Annotated in this window: 13 protein-coding genes; 8 read left to right on the top strand and 5 right to left on the bottom strand. The window is 65.1% G+C overall.

All coding sequences use genetic code 11. The features are described from left to right. Window positions 1-238 precede the first annotated feature (238 nt). The 5 genes from ACODS4_RS21500 to ACODS4_RS21480 all read left to right on the top strand — a co-directional run bounded on the left by ACODS4_RS21500 (window position 239) and on the right by ACODS4_RS21480 (window position 6,744). Window positions 239-1,432: a pentapeptide repeat-containing protein gene (locus tag ACODS4_RS21500; RefSeq protein ID WP_488867358.1), complete on the top strand. Its 1,194-nt coding sequence runs from the start codon at window positions 239-241 to the stop codon at window positions 1,430-1,432. 164 nt (window positions 1,433-1,596) lie between these two features. Beyond that, window positions 1,597-3,117, top strand: a complete 1,521-nt coding sequence (gene adh / locus ACODS4_RS21495; RefSeq protein ID WP_488867357.1) for an aldehyde dehydrogenase — start codon at window positions 1,597-1,599, stop codon at window positions 3,115-3,117. 95 nt (window positions 3,118-3,212) lie between these two features. Further along, window positions 3,213-3,590 carry a DUF779 domain-containing protein gene (locus ACODS4_RS21490; RefSeq protein ID WP_488867356.1) on the top strand — a complete coding sequence of 126 codons (378 nt, stop codon included), beginning with the start codon at window positions 3,213-3,215 and terminating at the stop codon, window positions 3,588-3,590. Window positions 3,591-3,736: 146 nt separating this feature from the next. Beyond that, entirely contained in the window at window positions 3,737-4,924 is a 1,188-nt protein-coding gene (nosP, locus tag ACODS4_RS21485) for a nitric oxide-sensing protein NosP (protein ID WP_488867355.1), read from the top strand. Then, window positions 4,921-6,744, top strand: coding sequence for a hybrid sensor histidine kinase/response regulator (locus ACODS4_RS21480; RefSeq protein ID WP_488867354.1), 1,824 nt, complete (start codon window positions 4,921-4,923; stop codon window positions 6,742-6,744). Before nosP ends, ACODS4_RS21480 begins: the two co-directional genes overlap by 4 nt. A gap of 14 nt (window positions 6,745-6,758) precedes the next feature. Here the strand turns inward: ACODS4_RS21480 and ACODS4_RS21475 are convergent, their stop codons facing one another. Beyond that, entirely contained in the window at window positions 6,759-7,667 is a 909-nt protein-coding gene (locus ACODS4_RS21475) for a DNA adenine methylase (RefSeq protein WP_488867353.1), read from the bottom strand. An 89-nt stretch (window positions 7,668-7,756) separates the two neighbouring features. On the opposite strand from ACODS4_RS21475, the gene ACODS4_RS21470 reads away from it, so the two are divergent. After that, on the top strand, window positions 7,757-8,020 hold the full coding sequence (locus ACODS4_RS21470; protein WP_488867401.1) for a helix-turn-helix domain-containing protein: 264 nt from the start codon (window positions 7,757-7,759) through the stop codon (window positions 8,018-8,020). Next, a complete protein-coding gene (locus ACODS4_RS21465) occupies window positions 8,007-8,864 on the top strand; it encodes a DUF7687 domain-containing protein (RefSeq protein ID WP_488867351.1) in 858 nt (285 codons plus the stop codon). The genes ACODS4_RS21470 and ACODS4_RS21465 overlap by 14 nt, the downstream gene beginning before the upstream one ends. A 15-nt stretch (window positions 8,865-8,879) precedes the next feature. Here ACODS4_RS21465 and ACODS4_RS21460 read toward each other — a convergent pair whose 3' ends face one another. The 4 genes from ACODS4_RS21460 to cobA form a co-directional block, all read right to left on the bottom strand. Further along, the gene (locus ACODS4_RS21460; RefSeq protein ID WP_488867349.1) at window positions 8,880-10,913 is read right to left on the bottom strand and encodes a putative bifunctional diguanylate cyclase/phosphodiesterase; all 2,034 of its coding nucleotides are present in this window, start codon (window positions 10,911-10,913) and stop codon (window positions 8,880-8,882) included. A gap of 328 nt (window positions 10,914-11,241) precedes the next feature. Next, the gene (gene bluB, locus ACODS4_RS21455) at window positions 11,242-11,940 is read right to left on the bottom strand and encodes a 5,6-dimethylbenzimidazole synthase (RefSeq protein WP_488867347.1); all 699 of its coding nucleotides are present in this window, start codon (window positions 11,938-11,940) and stop codon (window positions 11,242-11,244) included. A gap of 3 nt (window positions 11,941-11,943) precedes the next feature. Further along, complete coding sequence (locus tag ACODS4_RS21450) at window positions 11,944-13,278, bottom strand: cobyrinic acid a,c-diamide synthase CobB (protein ID WP_488867345.1); 1,335 nt, start codon at window positions 13,276-13,278, stop codon at window positions 11,944-11,946. Beyond that, window positions 13,271-14,092: a uroporphyrinogen-III C-methyltransferase gene (gene cobA, locus ACODS4_RS21445; RefSeq protein WP_488867343.1), complete on the bottom strand. Its 822-nt coding sequence runs from the start codon at window positions 14,090-14,092 to the stop codon at window positions 13,271-13,273. Before cobA ends, ACODS4_RS21450 begins: the two co-directional genes overlap by 8 nt. Between cobA and ACODS4_RS21440 the strand changes: the two genes are divergently transcribed. Beyond that, window positions 14,091-15,257 carry a cobalt-precorrin-5B (C(1))-methyltransferase gene (locus ACODS4_RS21440; RefSeq protein ID WP_488867341.1) on the top strand — a complete coding sequence of 389 codons (1,167 nt, stop codon included), beginning with the start codon at window positions 14,091-14,093 and terminating at the stop codon, window positions 15,255-15,257. The genes cobA and ACODS4_RS21440 overlap by 2 nt on opposite strands. The last annotated feature ends 46 nt before the right edge of the window (window positions 15,258-15,303 follow it).

Here is a 15,303-nt window from a genome sequence, read left to right as displayed (position 1 = left end):
GTCCGCCTCACGCGCTTGTGACCGAGCGTCGGAGGATTTTTGCAAGCTGGAAGATTGTCAGTATAACAAAAGAATCTTGAAATCATCCCGGATCGGTCATGGATCCGCCCTTTCCGGGTTTCTTCCAATCCGGTAATATCCACCGACACAGTATGCCCATTGTTGCCATTCGGAAAGGCGCGCGCCCTGTGACGTGTCTGCGGAATCGTTGCATCCAGTGCCGGGGCGGATCCATCCAATGATGGACGAGCGGTATTTGCGCGCCGTCCGCGACACTCTGGTGAAGCATCAACAATGGTTGCTGCGCGATCCCTTGGGGCAGGGACGCCGCGCCGATCTCAGCTTTTTTGATCTGACCGGCTTGGGCTTGAGCCGCATCAACCTTGCCGGAGCCAAACTGACCGGGGCCGGTTTGTCGCGCGCGCGGCTGATGGGGACCGTGTTGTCCCGCGCGGATCTGTATGGCGCCGACCTGTCGCGCGCCGATCTCAGCGGCGCGCAATTGCAAAACGTCGATTTGCGCGGGGCGCGGGTTGACGGCGCGCGTTTGCAGAACGCCAACCTTCAAGGCGCCGATCTGCGGCGCGGCATGATGATCGAGGCGGGGGACCGCCGGGCGGGCGGCAACGCCGACGGCAGCACGACCTTTGTCGGCTGCGCGATGACCCAGGCGATCCTGACCGATTGTCGGATGGCTCAATGCGATTTCTCCGGCAGCGATCTGTCCGGGGCCGACTTCACCGGCAGCGACCTGAGCGGCGCCATCCTGATTGGCGCCGACCTGACCAACGCCACGATGCGCAAGGCCACGCTCGACGGCGTTCTGATGTGCGGCGCGCGTCTGAACGAGGAGTTGCGCACGGCGCTGGAACGCAAGGGCATCGACGTGGACGGCACCGGCCTGACCACCACGGCGGCCCGCATGGCGGATTTGATTTCCGACCATCAACGTTGGGTGGACAAGGACGGCAAAAAGGGCGAGCGCATCGAGTTGCAGCGCGTTGACTTGCGCGGTTATTCCTTCGCCAATCAATTGCTGTGCGGGGCGGTGATGCGTTTTTGCGGCCTGCGCGGGGCGGATTTCTCCGGGGCCAAGCTGGCCATGGCCGATCTGTCCTTTTGCGATCTGCGCGACGCCGATTTCACCAGCGCCGATTTGTCCGGCTGCAATCTGGAAGGGGCCAACCTGACCGGGGCCAAGCTGTGGCGGGCGCGGCTGCGCGGCGTCGATCTGTCCGGCGACGGCAGCCGCGTGTGGCCGACCAACTTCACCAACGCCCGGTTGGCGGGGGCCGACCTGCGCGACGCCAGCCTGGCCGGGGCGTTGTTGGCCGGAACCGACCTGACCGGGATCAAGACCAGCTTCGCCACCCTGAAGGGGGCGGATCTGTCCAAGGCGGCGGGACGTCAACGCGCGGCGGTTCCGGCCTGACGATTGTTCGCCGCCCAAGCCGTCTTTCTTCCCCGCCGTCTCCCTTCCCAGCGTCTCATCCCATAGTACAATTTACCGGATGCCCCCTCTCGTTGGATCAATGGCGTCGACAAACGCGCCGGGCCGGACCATCACCGGCTCGCCATCCAGAGAGGAAACGGCAAATGCTCCACCAGGCTCTCGACACGCTGCAAAAGCAAATCGCGCTCCGCCCCCGCTATGACAACTACATCGGCGGTCAGTGGGTCGCCCCGGTGGACGGCCAATACTTCACCAATCTGACGCCGATCACCGGCAAGGCGCTGTGCGAGATCGCCCGTTCGCAGGCCGCCGACGTCGAGCTGGCGCTGGACGCCGCCCACGCCGCGAAAGACGCTTGGGGCCGCACCTCGCCGACCGAACGCTCGAACATCCTGTTGAAGATCGCCGACCGCATGGAAGAGCGGCTGGAAATCATCGCGCTCGCCGAGACGCTGGACAACGGCAAGCCGATCCGCGAAACCCGCGCCGCCGACGTCCCGCTCGCCATCGACCATTTCCGCTACTACGCCGGTTGCATCCGCGCCCAGGAAGGTTCGATCGCCGAGATCGACCACACCACCTACGCCTACCACTTCCACGAGCCGCTGGGCGTCGTCGGCCAGATCATTCCCTGGAACTTCCCGCTGCTGATGGCCGCCTGGAAGCTGGCCCCGGCGCTGGCCGCCGGCAACTGCGTCGTGCTGAAGCCCGCCGAACAGACCCCGATGGCCATCATGGTCCTGGCCGAGATCATCGGCGACCTGCTGCCGCCCGGCGTGCTGAACATCGTCAACGGCTTTGGCATCGAAGCGGGCAAGCCGCTGGCCACCAACAAGCGCATCTCGAAGATCGCCTTCACCGGCGAAACCTCGACCGGCCGCTTGATCCTGCAATACGCCTCGGAAAACATCATCCCCTCGACGGTGGAGTTGGGCGGCAAGTCGCCGAACATCTTCTTTGAAGACGTGATGGCGCAGGATGACGAGTTCCTGGACAAGGCGCTGGAAGGCTTCGCGATGTTCGCGTTGAACCAGGGCGAAGTCTGCACCTGCCCCTCGCGCGTGCTGATCCAGAAGTCGATCTATGACCGCTTCATCAAGCTGGCGGTTGAGCGCGTCGCCAAGATCGCCCAGGGCCATCCGCTGGACGGCGGCACCATGATCGGCGCCCAAGCCTCGCAAGAGCAGCTTGAGAAGATCCTCTCCTACATCGAAATCGGCAAGGCCGAAGGCGCCAAGGTGCTGATCGGCGGCGAGCGCGCCCATCTGGGCGGCGAGTTGGAAGGCGGCTATTACGTTCAGCCGACCATCCTGGAAGGCCACAACAAGATGCGCATCTTCCAGGAAGAGATCTTCGGCCCGGTCGTCGCCGTCACCACCTTCGAGACCGAGGAAGAGGCGCTGGCCATCGCCAACGACAGCGAATTCGGTCTGGGCGCCGGTGTGTGGAGCCGTGACGGCAACCGCGCCTTCCGCATGGGTCGCGGCATCCAGGCCGGTCGCGTGTGGACCAACTGCTACCACCTGTACCCGGCGCACGCCGCCTTCGGTGGTTACAAGAAGTCCGGCATTGGCCGCGAGACGCACAAGATGATGCTCGATCACTATCAGCAGACCAAGAACCTGCTGGTCAGCTACAGCCCGAAGGCGCTTGGTTTCTTCTAAGCGTACTCCTCCCCATCGGGTAAAACTGGGCCGGGGCGTCAAAACCCCGGCCCTTTTTCTGTTCGCGGCCTTTTTTCCGACCAGGAGATTCAAGGATGGTGGAGCGAATCATCGCGACGCCCGACGCGCTCGCCCTGCTCGACCGGCTGGCGGCCAAGCATGGGCCGCTGCTTCTGCATCTGTCGGGCGGCTGTTGCGACGGCACCGCGCCGCTGTGCCTGCCGCGCGGGGAGTTCCGCATGGGCGGCGGCGATCTGTGTTTGGGCTACGCCGGAACGACGCCCTTTTGCATGGCGGATTCAACCTTTTCCTATTGGGAACACAGCCAAGTCATTCTGGATGTGATACAGGCGCGCGGCGGCGGCTTTTCGTTGGAGGCGCCCGACGGCGTCCGCTTCGCCGCCAAGTCCCGGCTGTTCACCGACGAGGAATTGCCGGAGTTGGCCAAACCGACGGCGGCGGACGCCCTGTAAGAGCATTGGCGTAAAACCATCGGCATGGGTTTGGAAAGGCGCGTCGTTCGACCATGGTAGCATTCACCCGCCCACGAAACGGCCTTGCCCGCCGCCATCCCTGGAGTACCCTGGCCGAGCCGGAGTCCCGCGCCGAGGGAGAGGCCATGCCGGAACCAACCGCCGCCGCCACGCCCCGCCGGGGAAGCGAGATCCCGCGCGCCATGTCGCAGGCCGAGGATCCGCGCGCCGCCGCGCGCGACCTTCATGCCGGGCTGGGCGGCGAGGCGCTGGAGCTGGTGGTCGTCTTCTGCGCCCCCTGCCACGACCGCGCCGCCCTGGCCGACGCGCTGTCGGCTGAATTCGGCGCGGTGCCGGTGATCGGCTGCACCACGGCGGGGGAAATCGGGCCGTTCGGCTACATCTCCGGCTCCCTGGTCGCCGTTGGTTTTCCGTCGGAGGATTTTTCCGTCGTCACCGCGCTGGTCGATCATGTGGATCGTTTCGAGATCGCCGACAGCACGGTGATCGCCCGTTCCCTGCTGACCCGGCGCGACCGCGCGCTCGCCGCGCGCGCCGCGCCGCTGGGGAGTGAGGCCGACAGCTTCGCCATGCTGCTGATCGACGGGCTGTCGATGAGCGAGGAAACCGTGGTCAGCGCCCTGCACAACGCGCTGATCGACATTCCGCTGTTCGGCGCGTCGGCGGGGGACGATCTGCATTTCGAGCAGACCTTCGTCCTGCATGACGGGGTGTTCCACGCCAACGCGGGCGTCGTCGCGCTGTTCACCACGACGCGGCCCTTCACCGTTTTCCACACCCAGCATTTCGTCAGCTCCGACCGCAAGATGGTCGTCACCGGGGCCGACCCGCAGCGCCGCATCGTCACCGAGATCAACGCCGAACCGGCGGGGCGCGAATACGCCCGGCTGGTCGGGTTGGAGGGCGAGCCGCTGACCCCGATGATCTTCGCCTCCCACCCCGTGGTCGTCCGGGTCGGCGGGCAGTATCATGTCCGCTCGATCCAGAAGGTGAACGACGACGAAAGCCTGACCTTCTTTTGCGCCATCGACGAGGGCATCGTTCTGACCGTGGCCGAGGGCGTCGATCCCGTCGCCAATTTCGACGCGCTGATGGACGGCATCGCCGAAGAGGTCGGCTCGCCCGATCTGGTTTTGGGCTGCGACTGCATTTTGCGGCGTTTGGAAATGGAACAGCGCCAGTTGGGCGCGGTGATGTCCCAGCGCTTGGCCAACCATCGGGTGGTCGGTTTCTGCGCCTATGGCGAGCAGGTGAACGGCATGCATGTGAACCAGACCTTCACCGGCGTGGCGATTGGGGCGCGCGGCGCATGAGGACGCTCGCCCCCCCAAAATCCGACGCCGACCGCATCGCCGATCTGGAGCGGGAAAACGCCAAGCTCCAGCGCATCAACAAGGTGTTGATGGATCGGGTCGAGCGGTCGATGGATTTTCAGGGCGGCGCCTTTTCCCTGTTCCAAACCGCCATCGTGCTGGAAAACAAAATCCGCGAACGCACGCTGGAGGTCGAACGCGCCCTGCACAAGCTGGAGGACAGCAACCGCGACCTCGCCCGCGCCAAAGAACTGGCCGAAACGATGCGGACCCGCCTGTTCGAGGCCATCGAATCGGTGAACGAGGGCTTCGCCCTGTTCGACTCATCCGACCGGCTGGTGCTGTGCAATCGGAAATATCTGTCCTATTGGCCGAGCGTCGCCGACCGCATCCAGGCGGGCATCCGTTTTTCCGAACTGGTCGCCATGGTGGCGAGCGCGGGCGACGTGTGCGACCCGCCCCCTGATCTGTGGCTGCGCGAACGGATGGAGCACCGCCACGACATGCGCGGCGTCTTCATCAACCAACTGGCCGATGGCCGCTGGATCCAGGTGAACGAGCGGCGGACCCGCGACGGCGGCGTCGTCGGCGTCTACACCGACATCACCGACATCAAGGAAGACGAGGCGCGGCGGCGCGAATCCGAACAGGCGGAAAAAACCGCGCTGATGCTGCTGAACGAGCAGTTGCACCAAGCCAAGGCGCAGGCCGATCAAGCGAATCTGTCGAAAACCCGTTTCATCGCGGCGGCCAGCCACGATCTGTTGCAGCCGCTGAACGCCGCCCGCCTGTTCGTCTCGGCGCTCAGCGATCTGGAGCAGCCGGGGGCCAGCGGCGAGCTGGTGGAGAATGTCGATCTGGCCTTGGCCTCGGTCGAGGATCTGCTGTCGGCGCTGCTCGACATTTCCAAGCTCGACGCCGGGGCGGTGACGCCGGAGGTGACGGATTTCCCGCTGCGCGGCGTGCTGCTGCCGCTCGCCACCGAATACGCCGCCATCGCGGCGGAACGCGGCATCCGGCTGCGCGTCGTCGCCTCAGGATCGGTGGTGCGCAGCGACATGCGGTTGCTGCGGCGGATCGTGCAAAACTTCCTGTCGAACGCCCTGCGCTACGTCCAGGGCGGTCGGGTGGTGGTCGGCTGCCGCCGCTGCGCCGACGGCTTGCGGATCGAGGTGTGGGACAACGGCCCCGGCATCCCCGCCGACAAGATCACCGAGATTTTCCAGGAGTTCCGCCGCCTCGACACCCCCGTCACCAACGGGCGCGACCGGGGCATCGGCTTGGGGTTGGCGATTGTCGAACGGGTGGCCCGCATGCTGGATCACCCGATCACCGTCCGTTCCACGCTTGGCAAAGGATCCGTCTTCGCCGTCACCGTGCCGCGCGGGGCCGAACGCCGCGCCGTTCGCCCGCTCTGCGCCCCGGCCCCGCGCCCGCTGACCGACCGGCTGGCCGGAACCTCGGTGCTGGTGCTGGACAACGAACCGGCGGTGGTGGCGGGGATGGAGGCGCTGTTGCGCGGCTGGTCCTGTCATGTCGTGTCGGCGATGTCGGGCGATCAAGCCTTGATCCAACTGGCGACGATGGAGCGCCCGCCCGATCTGCTGATCGCCGATTATCACCTGGACGACGGCGCGCTGGGCGTCAACGAAGTGAGCCGCCTGCGCGCCGCCTGCGGCCGCGACCTGCCCGCCATCCTCATCACCGCCAACCGCACCCCCGAATTGGCCGACGAGGCCAAGGCCGCCGATTGCCTGGTGCTGAACAAGCCGGTGAAGCCCGCGCAACTGCGCGCCGTGATGTCGGGGTTGGTGGGGTAGTTTCCTTCACCCAATCAATGGGTCAAAAGCAGCCGGTCTTTTACGACTTCCGTCTCCAAAGTCTGGCCTCCCATCTGGAAGCGCCTCAGCATGGAACGCCCCACATTGACCGGAATTTCCCGGCGGAACAAGCGCGCGGGCCATTGGATTGCGCACTCCTGATCGCCCGACTTCTTCGACCCATCAATGCTGAGCGCGACAAAGACGCCACGCTTCTTGGCTGTTTCGATGCTGCGGAACAGGTCGTCGAGACTGAATCTTTGCGCGCCATACAAGATCGCTTGGCTGTGCGAATAGGGGGGGTCGCAATACACGACGTCACCCGCGCGCGCGCGTTCCAACGACTCCTCATACTCGCGGTGAAAGAAACTGGTGTTGGCGACGCGCGCGCGCCACTCATCGACGCGACGGGCGAACGTCGCTGGATGTATTGGATCATGAACGCCGCAGGGGGTGGACATGTAGCCATCGCGCATGCGGAAGCGCACGACGCCGCCGTAGCAGGAGCGGCAAAGAAACAGGAGATCGGCGGGATTGGCGGTCTCGTTGTAGCGCTGCTTGATCGCTTCGTAACGCGCCACCTTTTCGCCGCCTTTAAACTCGGTCCAGCGCTCTTGATACCACGCCTTGACGGTCGCCGGATTCGCCTTCAGCGTGGACCAAATTGCGATCAGATGACCAAAGGAATCCGCCGCTTCAGCCTTTTGCGGCGCAAGGACTCCAAGAACTCCACCGGACCCCAAAAAAGGTTCATGGTAAGTGCCAAAATTCTTTGGGAAATTCCCAATGATTTCGTGAGCGAAGCGTTGCTTGTTGCCAATCCATTTTAAGAGTTGAGTCTTGAACGGAGAAATTCCCGCCGTGCTGTTCGCGAGATGAACGTCCTCACCGACACCATGGTCAATCTTCAATGCCAACTGCACGAACTGTTTCCTTCCAAGGCGCCAAACCATCACCTGATCAGGATTTATCCGAATTTGGGATATGGCGCAAGAGGCGGCATAGCTTGCGCATGAGAAAACAGCCGCGAACCCCTCAATCAAAGGCGCTGCAAAGCCTGCTCCGCGATCTTCGGATCGAGGCTGGACTGCGCCAATCGGACATTGCTGAACGCATGGCGATTCCGCAATCGATGGTCAGTAAATACGAATCAGGGGAACGCCGCCTCGACATCCTTGAAATCCGGGCGTTGTGCAACCTGCTGGGCGTCACCTTGTCTGATTTCGTGAGTCGTCTTGAGAACAATTTGAAAGAAACAGACCGTGAAGCCGATTAGCCGTTTTTTAAACAGACCAAAATCATTTTGGGCGCTTATCCGATCTCTCAGTCAACAGATTGGTTACAGCGGAAATGGAAATATCCATGTGCCAGATATGAATGAAATATACGCTGCTTTCACAGCGCTGAATCTGGATTCAAGATCCATTATTGAAGATGGCACCCCAACACCGCTTGCCTCTGACATTCTTGATTATTTCCGTGAGCGTTCATCAGCGCTGCACAGGTGCGCTGAGAAGAATTTGCAGGACGTAGAGCAAGCACGAATGGTGTTCTTACAACTTCACAAACAGCTTAAGCCCTCTTGCCCAATTCCCATGAACAAGCAAAAAGGACCAATGAGAGCCGAGGCGTTCCTGACCGGCATTGTCAATATGTTGATTGAACAGCACGCTCAGGGCGCTTCTTGTGATTTTGATCCGCGTAAATTGGTGACAATCACCAAGAATGGCATGCCTGTCCGTACATTTGCCCGACGTCTTGATGGAGCATTCCCATCAACGATCAACCCAATCGCCGTTTGGGAAATAAAAGAATATTATTACACAACCACATTTGGCAGTCGAATCGCCGATGGTGTCTATGAAACGCTGCTCGATGGCATGGAGATCGAGGAGCTTCGCGAACATGAAGGCACCGATATAAAACATTATCTGATGGTTGACGCCTATTATACGTGGTGGAACTGCGGAAAATCTTATCTTTGCCGAATGTTTGACATGCTGCACATGGGCTATGTCGATGAAATTCTCTTTGGCAAAGAGGTTGTGGTGGAAATGCCTCGGATTGTCAGCGAGTGGGTCGCCATCCACCAGACGCAAAATCGCCATTGTTTGGGTTGACGCGCCGCCCCCCTCTCACGCCGTCAGCGCCATGTCCTCGCGGGCGAAGGCGGCCATCACCATGGCTTCGGCGGCGTCGGCGGAGACCGGGCGGGAAATCAGGTAGCCTTGCAGGCTGTCGCATCCGGCGGCGGCCAGCCAGCGTTGTTGTTCGATGGTTTCCACCCCCTCGGCCACCGTGGACAGCATCAGCCGTTGGGCGAGCGCGATGACGGTGGACGCGATGTCGGGCGCGTGCGGCAGATCGTTGACGAAGCTGCGGTCGATCTTCAGCACGTCCACCGGCAATTGCCGCAAATAGGCGAGCGAGGAATAGCCGGTGCCGAAATCGTCGATGGCGATGCGCACGCCCAAGGCCCGCAGACGGTTCAATGTCGGCAGATGGTGCAGCACGTTTTTCATGATGACGGTTTCGGTGATCTCGATTTCCAGCAACTCCGCCGGGGTGCCGTTGCGGCGCAGCGTGCTTTCCACCAAGTCGGCGAATCCGGCGTCGGCCAGTTGGCGGGCCGAGACGTTGACGGCGACCGGCAGCGGGCCATGATCCAGCGACCAGCGGGTCGCCGTGCGGCACGCCTCGTCCAACACCCAGGCGCCGATCTCGATGATGAGGCCGGTGTCTTCGGCCACGGGGATGAACTCCATCGGTGGGATCAACGCGCCGTCGAGACGCCAGCGGATCAACGCCTCGAACCCGGTCAACCGCCCGCTGGCGGCGTTGATCTTCGGCTGATAGGCCAGCTCGAAATCATGGCGTTCGGCGGCGGCGCGCAGGCTGGCCTCCAACCGCAGGCGGGCCATCGCCCGTTCGGTCATCTCGCGGGTGTAGAAAACAAATTGCCCGCCGCCGTCGGCCTTGGCCGCCTGCATCGCCGCGTCGGCCATCCGCATCAAGGCCTGCTCGTCCGTCCCGTCGTTGGGGTAGAGCGCGATGCCGACGCTGGCGGTGATGTGGATGTGGTGGCCGTCCACGTCGGACAAGCGATGCACCGCGCTCAGCAGCCGACCAGCCACCATCGCCGCCTCGTCCGATCCGGCCACCCGTTCCAGGATCACCAGAAACTCGTCGCTGCCCAACCGCCCGACGGTGTCGCAACGGCGCACGCAATCGTTCAACCGCTCGGCGACGCGGATCAGCAGGGCGTCGCCGATGTCGTGCCCCAGGCTTTCGTTGACCCGCTTGAAACGGTCGAGATCGACGTGGAGCACCGCCAGCTTGCCTTGCGTCCGGTTGACCACCTCAATGGCGTGGCCCAAGCGGTCGATCAGCAGGGTGCGGTTCGCCAACCCGGTCAGGGTGCAACGCGTCACCAGCCGCCGCAACTCGGCGTGCTCGCGCTCCAGCAGGACCAGCGTGTCGTTGAAGCGGGAAACCAGATAGCCCAACTCGTCGTCGGCGTGACCGCGCGGCACCGCCAAAACCTGGCTTTGCGGCTTGGCCGGATCGATCTGGGCGACGGCGTAACCGATGCGGACCAGCGGGCGGGTCAGCAGCCGATGAAACACCAGCGCCATCGCCAACCCAATCAGCAAGTTGCGCAGAACCCCAGCCGCCAGCGTCGTCGCGGCGTAATCCAAAAAGCCGCCAGCCACCGCCGCCGGGTCAATGCCGATGCGCAAATGGGCGAAGGTTCCGCGTGGAAGAGAATCGGGCGGCGTCAGCAGGGGGCGGTCGATCTGCGGGCGATCCACGAACAGCAAGGCGGTCGCCGCGCGTTCCAGAAATCCGCCCTGCGCCGTGGAGCGTTCCCGACGGACGAACACACGGCCAGTGTCGAGGGTGATGTCGGCCCAGCCGACGGTGCGCACGGCCATGATTCCAGTCAGCACCTGTTCGGCCAGACTTTGATCCAGGGTCCAGGCGGCGGTGGTCGCGGTTCCTTCCATCAGCATCGCCACCTCGGCGACCCGATCCAGGGCGATGGCGCGTTCCCGCGTCGCGGTCCAACCGAATTCCACCGCCGTGATGGCGAAGCCAATCACGAACGCGGCGAAAATCGCGTGAATCGCCTGCTTCAGCGTCAGGCTGCGCAGGAGCGGAATCGACATTGGCGCACACCCTTTGTGGATATTGCCGGTTGCCCAGCGCCATTCATCACCGACCGCAGCGGCGGTTGTGACGAAAGGCAACATAATGGGACGGTCGATGACTCCGACGCTGCGGAATTGTGAAATTTTTGAAACAGTGGATGGGTGCTTTGCTACAACTTGTACGCATACAAGCGCATAGGCCCATGCGCAGGCCGCATGGCTACCATTCAGCAATGGTAATACCAGTTCATGTGCGACGCAGCATATTCTGCGTTCGCCCATTCTCGGGGCGTTTCCTCCCTAGACTTTCAAGGGCCGCAGCTTTCTGCGGCCCTTTTCTTTGCCCTCACTCCGGGGCCGCGTCGCGGTGGTCCCAGCGGTCGCGGAAAATCAGATCGTCCAGATCCAACCGTTGCCGCCAGCCTTTGATCGCCAGTTCCGGCGTCGCCTCGAAATGGCTGACATGACCGACGCAGAGATAGGCGATGGGAACGATGCGCTCGGGAATCTCCAAAATCGCCTTCAGCGCCGCCTCGTGCAGAATGCTGACCCAGCCCACGCCCAAGCCTTCCGCGCGCGCCGCCAGCCAGAGATTTTGCACGGCGCAGACGCAACTGTACAAATCCATCGTCGGCATGTGGGTGCGGCCCAGCACCACCGGCCCGGCGCGCTCGCGGTCGCAGGTGACGAGCAGATTGACCGGAGCCTCCCGAATGCCTTCCAGCTTCAAGCGGCTGTAGAGCGCGCGGCGTTCGCCGTCGAACTGGCTGGCCGCCTCCTCGTTGGCCGCCGCGAAATCGGCGTGAATCCGGGCCTTCACATCCTGGTCGGTGATGACCAGGAAGTTCCAGGGCTGCATGAAGCCGACCGACGGGGCGTGATGGGCGGCCAGCAGGATGCGGCGCAACACGTCCTCGGGAATCGGATCGGGCAGGAATTGACCGCGCACGTCGCGGCGGGAAAAGATCGCCTTGTAGAGCGCGTCGCGCTCGGCCTTGGTGAAATAGAGCGCGTCGCGCTCCGCCCCGGTGAAGGCCTCCTCCATGGCTCAGCTCCCTCCGCCCGGCGGATTGAAACGGGCGATCAGGTGAAAGAAGGATCCCAGCGCCAAGCCGCGCCGCCCGCCCAACGCCCCCAGATCGCCGCCGTCCGCCGCACGGGCCGTCACCAGCGGCGCGTCGTCGCCGCGCGACAGGGTGGAGGCGTAATGGAACTCATGCCCCATCAGCACCGTCCCCGCCGTCCCCAACGGCCCGTCGGCCAGCAACGTCGCCCGGCGATAGCCAAGATGCAGCTTGCGCTTGGCGAAGCTGGTGCGCACGCCCAGCAGCCCGGCCATCGGATGGATGATTCCCTCGGCGTCCTCCAGCGTTTCGCCCATCGCCATGTAGCCGCCGCACTCGCCGTAAACCGGCTTGCTGTGCGCCGCCGCGACCAGGCCGGCGCGGAAGCGGGCGGCGGCGGACAGGCGTCCGGCGTGCAGTTCGGGATAACCGCCCGGCAGATAGACCGCGTCGCAATCGGCGGGCGGCGGCTCGTCGGCCAAGGGCGAAAAGAAACTCAATTCGGCCCCGCTGGCCCGCCAACCGTCGAGCAGATGCGGATAGACAAAGGTGAAGGCGGCGTCGTGGGCGATGGCGACGCGCTGCCCCAAGGGCGGCATGGCGGGCGTGGCGCCGCCCAGCCCGGCGCGTGACGGGGTGGCGAGCGCCGCGACCCGATCCACATCGACATGGGCGGCGACGAAGCGGCCCAGACCCGCCAGCCGCTCGGCCAGCCCGGCGGTTTCCCCCGCCTGGACCAGCCCGAGATGCCGTTCGGGCAAGGCCACGTCGGGGGAGCGGGGCAGGGATCCCAGCATGGGAATCCCCAACGCCTCGATGGCGCCGCCCGCCAAGGCGGTGTGGCGCGGGCTGCCGACGTTGTTCAGGATGACGCCGCCGATCCGCACGTCGTCGCGGTAGCTGGCGAAGCCCTTGACCAGCGCCGCCGCCGATTGCGATTGCCCCTTGGCGTTGACCACCAGCAGAACCGGCCAGCCGGTGCGCGCCGCGATCTCGGCGGTGGAGCCGGTTCCGGTCGCGCCCACCCCGGCCACGCCGTCGAACAGGCCCATCAACGCCTCGCACACCAGCAGATCGGCCCCTTCGGCGGCGCGGGCGGCCAGCCCGTCGAGCAAATCCGGCCCCATCGCCCAACTGTCGAGGTTGACGCTGGGCCGCCCGGTCGCCGCCTGATGAAAGGCCGGGTCGATGTAGTCTGGCCCGGCCTTCAGCGCGCCGACGCGCACGCCGCGTTCCCGCAGGGCGACCAGCAAGCCCAGCGTCACCGTGGTCTTGCCGGTTCCCGACGCCGGGGCGGCGACGATCAGCCCGTCAGCCATGGTGCGGCAACCAGTCCAGTTGCGGGCGCAGCCGCACCACCTCGCCCACCACGATGATGGCGGGCGGCTCCAGCCCGCTGGCGGCCAGATCGGCGACGCAGGCGCCCAGGCTGCTGACCAGGGTTTGTTGATCGGGCGTCGTCGCCTTCGTCACCACGCCCACCGGCGTGTCGGCGGGCAGGCCGCCCGCCATCAGTTCGGCGGCGATCTCCGGCAGCGCCTTCCACGCCATGTAGAGGATCAACGGCGCGCCGGTGGCGGCCAGCGCCCGCCAATCCGGCCCGCCGCCCAGCGAATGGCCGGTCGCCAGAATGACGGCCTGGTTGGCGCTGCGGTGCGTCGCCGGAATTCCGGCATAGGCCAAACCGGCGATGCCCGCCGTGACGCCCGGCACGATGCGGAAGGGGATGCCCTCCTCCGCCAACGCCTGCGCCTCTTCCCCGCCGCGCCCGAAAACGAAGGGGTCGCCGCCCTTCAGCCGCAACACCCGATGCCCTTCGCGCGCCAGTTCAATCAGGCGGCTGGTGATGTCGTCCTGATGGGCCGATGGACGCCCGCCGCGTTTTCCGGCGAACTCCAGCCTTGCCGTCGGCGAGGCCAGCGCCATGATCCGTTCGCCGACCAGCGCGTCGTGGACGATGACGTCGGCTTGCCGTAGACCTTGCAACGCCAGCAGGGTCAGCAAGCCGGGGTCGCCGGGACCGGCCCCGGCCAACCAGACGCTGCCGGGGGCGAAGGGGACCAGAAGCGATTCGGGCAGCGGTTCGGCCAGGGATTTGGGCGACGGCCCAAGGGATGACGGCGTGGTGGGCATGGACGAAGACTCTGAATCAAGCATCGAAGAGAACGGCGCCGAGGGCGACGATGAGGCGGGCGGCGGGACGGATCATGCTACACCCCTGCGGCGTGGCTGGACGACGGGAACCTGCGCGACCGCCGCCGCGCGGGCGGCGACCGAGGCGTTGTTCGGCGGCGGCTTCCCCGATCCGGTGACGGTGACGTTGCCGGGCGGGCAAACCCCGGCCTTCGCGCTCGCCTGGACCGATCAGGGGCAGGATGAACGAGGACCATGGGCGGCGGCGGGGATCGTCAAGGACGCGGGCGACGACCCCGACGTGACGCACGGCGCGCTGGTCCGCGCGCGGGTGTGGCGCGGCCCGGCGGGGTCGGGCGTGACCTACCGTGCGGGCGAAGGGGTCGGCACGGTGACGTTGCCCGGCCTGCCCCTGGCGGTCGGCGAACCGGCAATCAACCCGGTTCCCCGCGCCATGATCGCCCAAGCGGTGACGGAGGCCGCGACTCTTGTCGGACAACCCGCCGATCTGGTGGTCGAGGTCGGGGTGGAGAATGGCGCCGTCCTGGCGAAGCGGACGATGAACGGGCGGCTGGGCATTTTGGGCGGTCTGTCGATTTTGGGAACCACCGGCATCGTCGTGCCTTATTCCTGCGCGGCCTGGATCGCGTCGATCCAACGCGGCATCGACGTGGCGCGGGCGGCGGGCTTGACCCATGTCGCCGCCTGCACCGGCGATCTGTCGGAAAAGGCGGTGACGGCGCGCTACGGGCTGCCCGAACAAGCCTTGATCGACATGGGCGATTTCGCGGGCGGCACGCTCAAGCATCTGCGCCGCCAGCCGATTCCGCGCCTGAGCCTGTGCGGCGGCTTCGCCAAATTCGGCAAGCTGGCGCGCGGGTTGATGGATCTGCACTCCAAACGCCACAGCGTCGATCTGGATTGGCTGGCGGAGCGGCTGGCCGCGTTGGGCGCCTCCGCCGAGTTGATCGCCCAGGCGCGCACGGCCAACACCGCCGCCCAGGTGCTGGGCATGGCGCGCGACGCCGGGCTGCCGCTGGCCGACCATGTCGCCGAATTGGCCCGCGCCGCCGCGCTCGCCACGCTGGACGGCGCGCCGGTGGCGGTCGAGGTGCTCATCACCGACCGGCAGGGCGTGATCGTTGGGTGCGCGCCGGGTTGGTGAGCGGTCAGTCCCTCTCCCGCTTCGGGAGAGGGAGGGGACCCATGCG

This window comes from Azospirillum sp. FG154, assembly GCF_057809575.1.
The sequence above is the reverse complement of the archived record's forward strand: the minus strand, read 5'-3'. Positions and strand labels throughout refer to the sequence as shown.

Coding starts and splice junctions, on each gene's coding strand:
- ACODS4_RS21500 (WP_488867358.1), top strand. CDS start 239: ATGATGGACGAGCGGTATTTGCGCGCCGTCCGCGACACTCTGGTGAAG.
- adh (WP_488867357.1), top strand. CDS start 1,597: ATGCTCCACCAGGCTCTCGACACGCTGCAAAAGCAAATCGCGCTCCGC.
- ACODS4_RS21490 (WP_488867356.1), top strand. CDS start 3,213: ATGGTGGAGCGAATCATCGCGACGCCCGACGCGCTCGCCCTGCTCGAC.
- nosP (WP_488867355.1), top strand. CDS start 3,737: ATGCCGGAACCAACCGCCGCCGCCACGCCCCGCCGGGGAAGCGAGATC.
- ACODS4_RS21480 (WP_488867354.1), top strand. CDS start 4,921: ATGAGGACGCTCGCCCCCCCAAAATCCGACGCCGACCGCATCGCCGAT.
- ACODS4_RS21470 (WP_488867401.1), top strand. CDS start 7,757: ATGAGAAAACAGCCGCGAACCCCTCAATCAAAGGCGCTGCAAAGCCTG.
- ACODS4_RS21460 (WP_488867349.1), bottom strand. CDS start 10,913: ATGTCGATTCCGCTCCTGCGCAGCCTGACGCTGAAGCAGGCGATTCAC.
- bluB (WP_488867347.1), bottom strand. CDS start 11,940: ATGGAGGAGGCCTTCACCGGGGCGGAGCGCGACGCGCTCTATTTCACC.
- ACODS4_RS21450 (WP_488867345.1), bottom strand. CDS start 13,278: ATGGCTGACGGGCTGATCGTCGCCGCCCCGGCGTCGGGAACCGGCAAG.
- ACODS4_RS21440 (WP_488867341.1), top strand. CDS start 14,091: ATGGACGAAGACTCTGAATCAAGCATCGAAGAGAACGGCGCCGAGGGC.
- cobA (WP_488867343.1), bottom strand. CDS start 14,092: ATGCCCACCACGCCGTCATCCCTTGGGCCGTCGCCCAAATCCCTGGCC.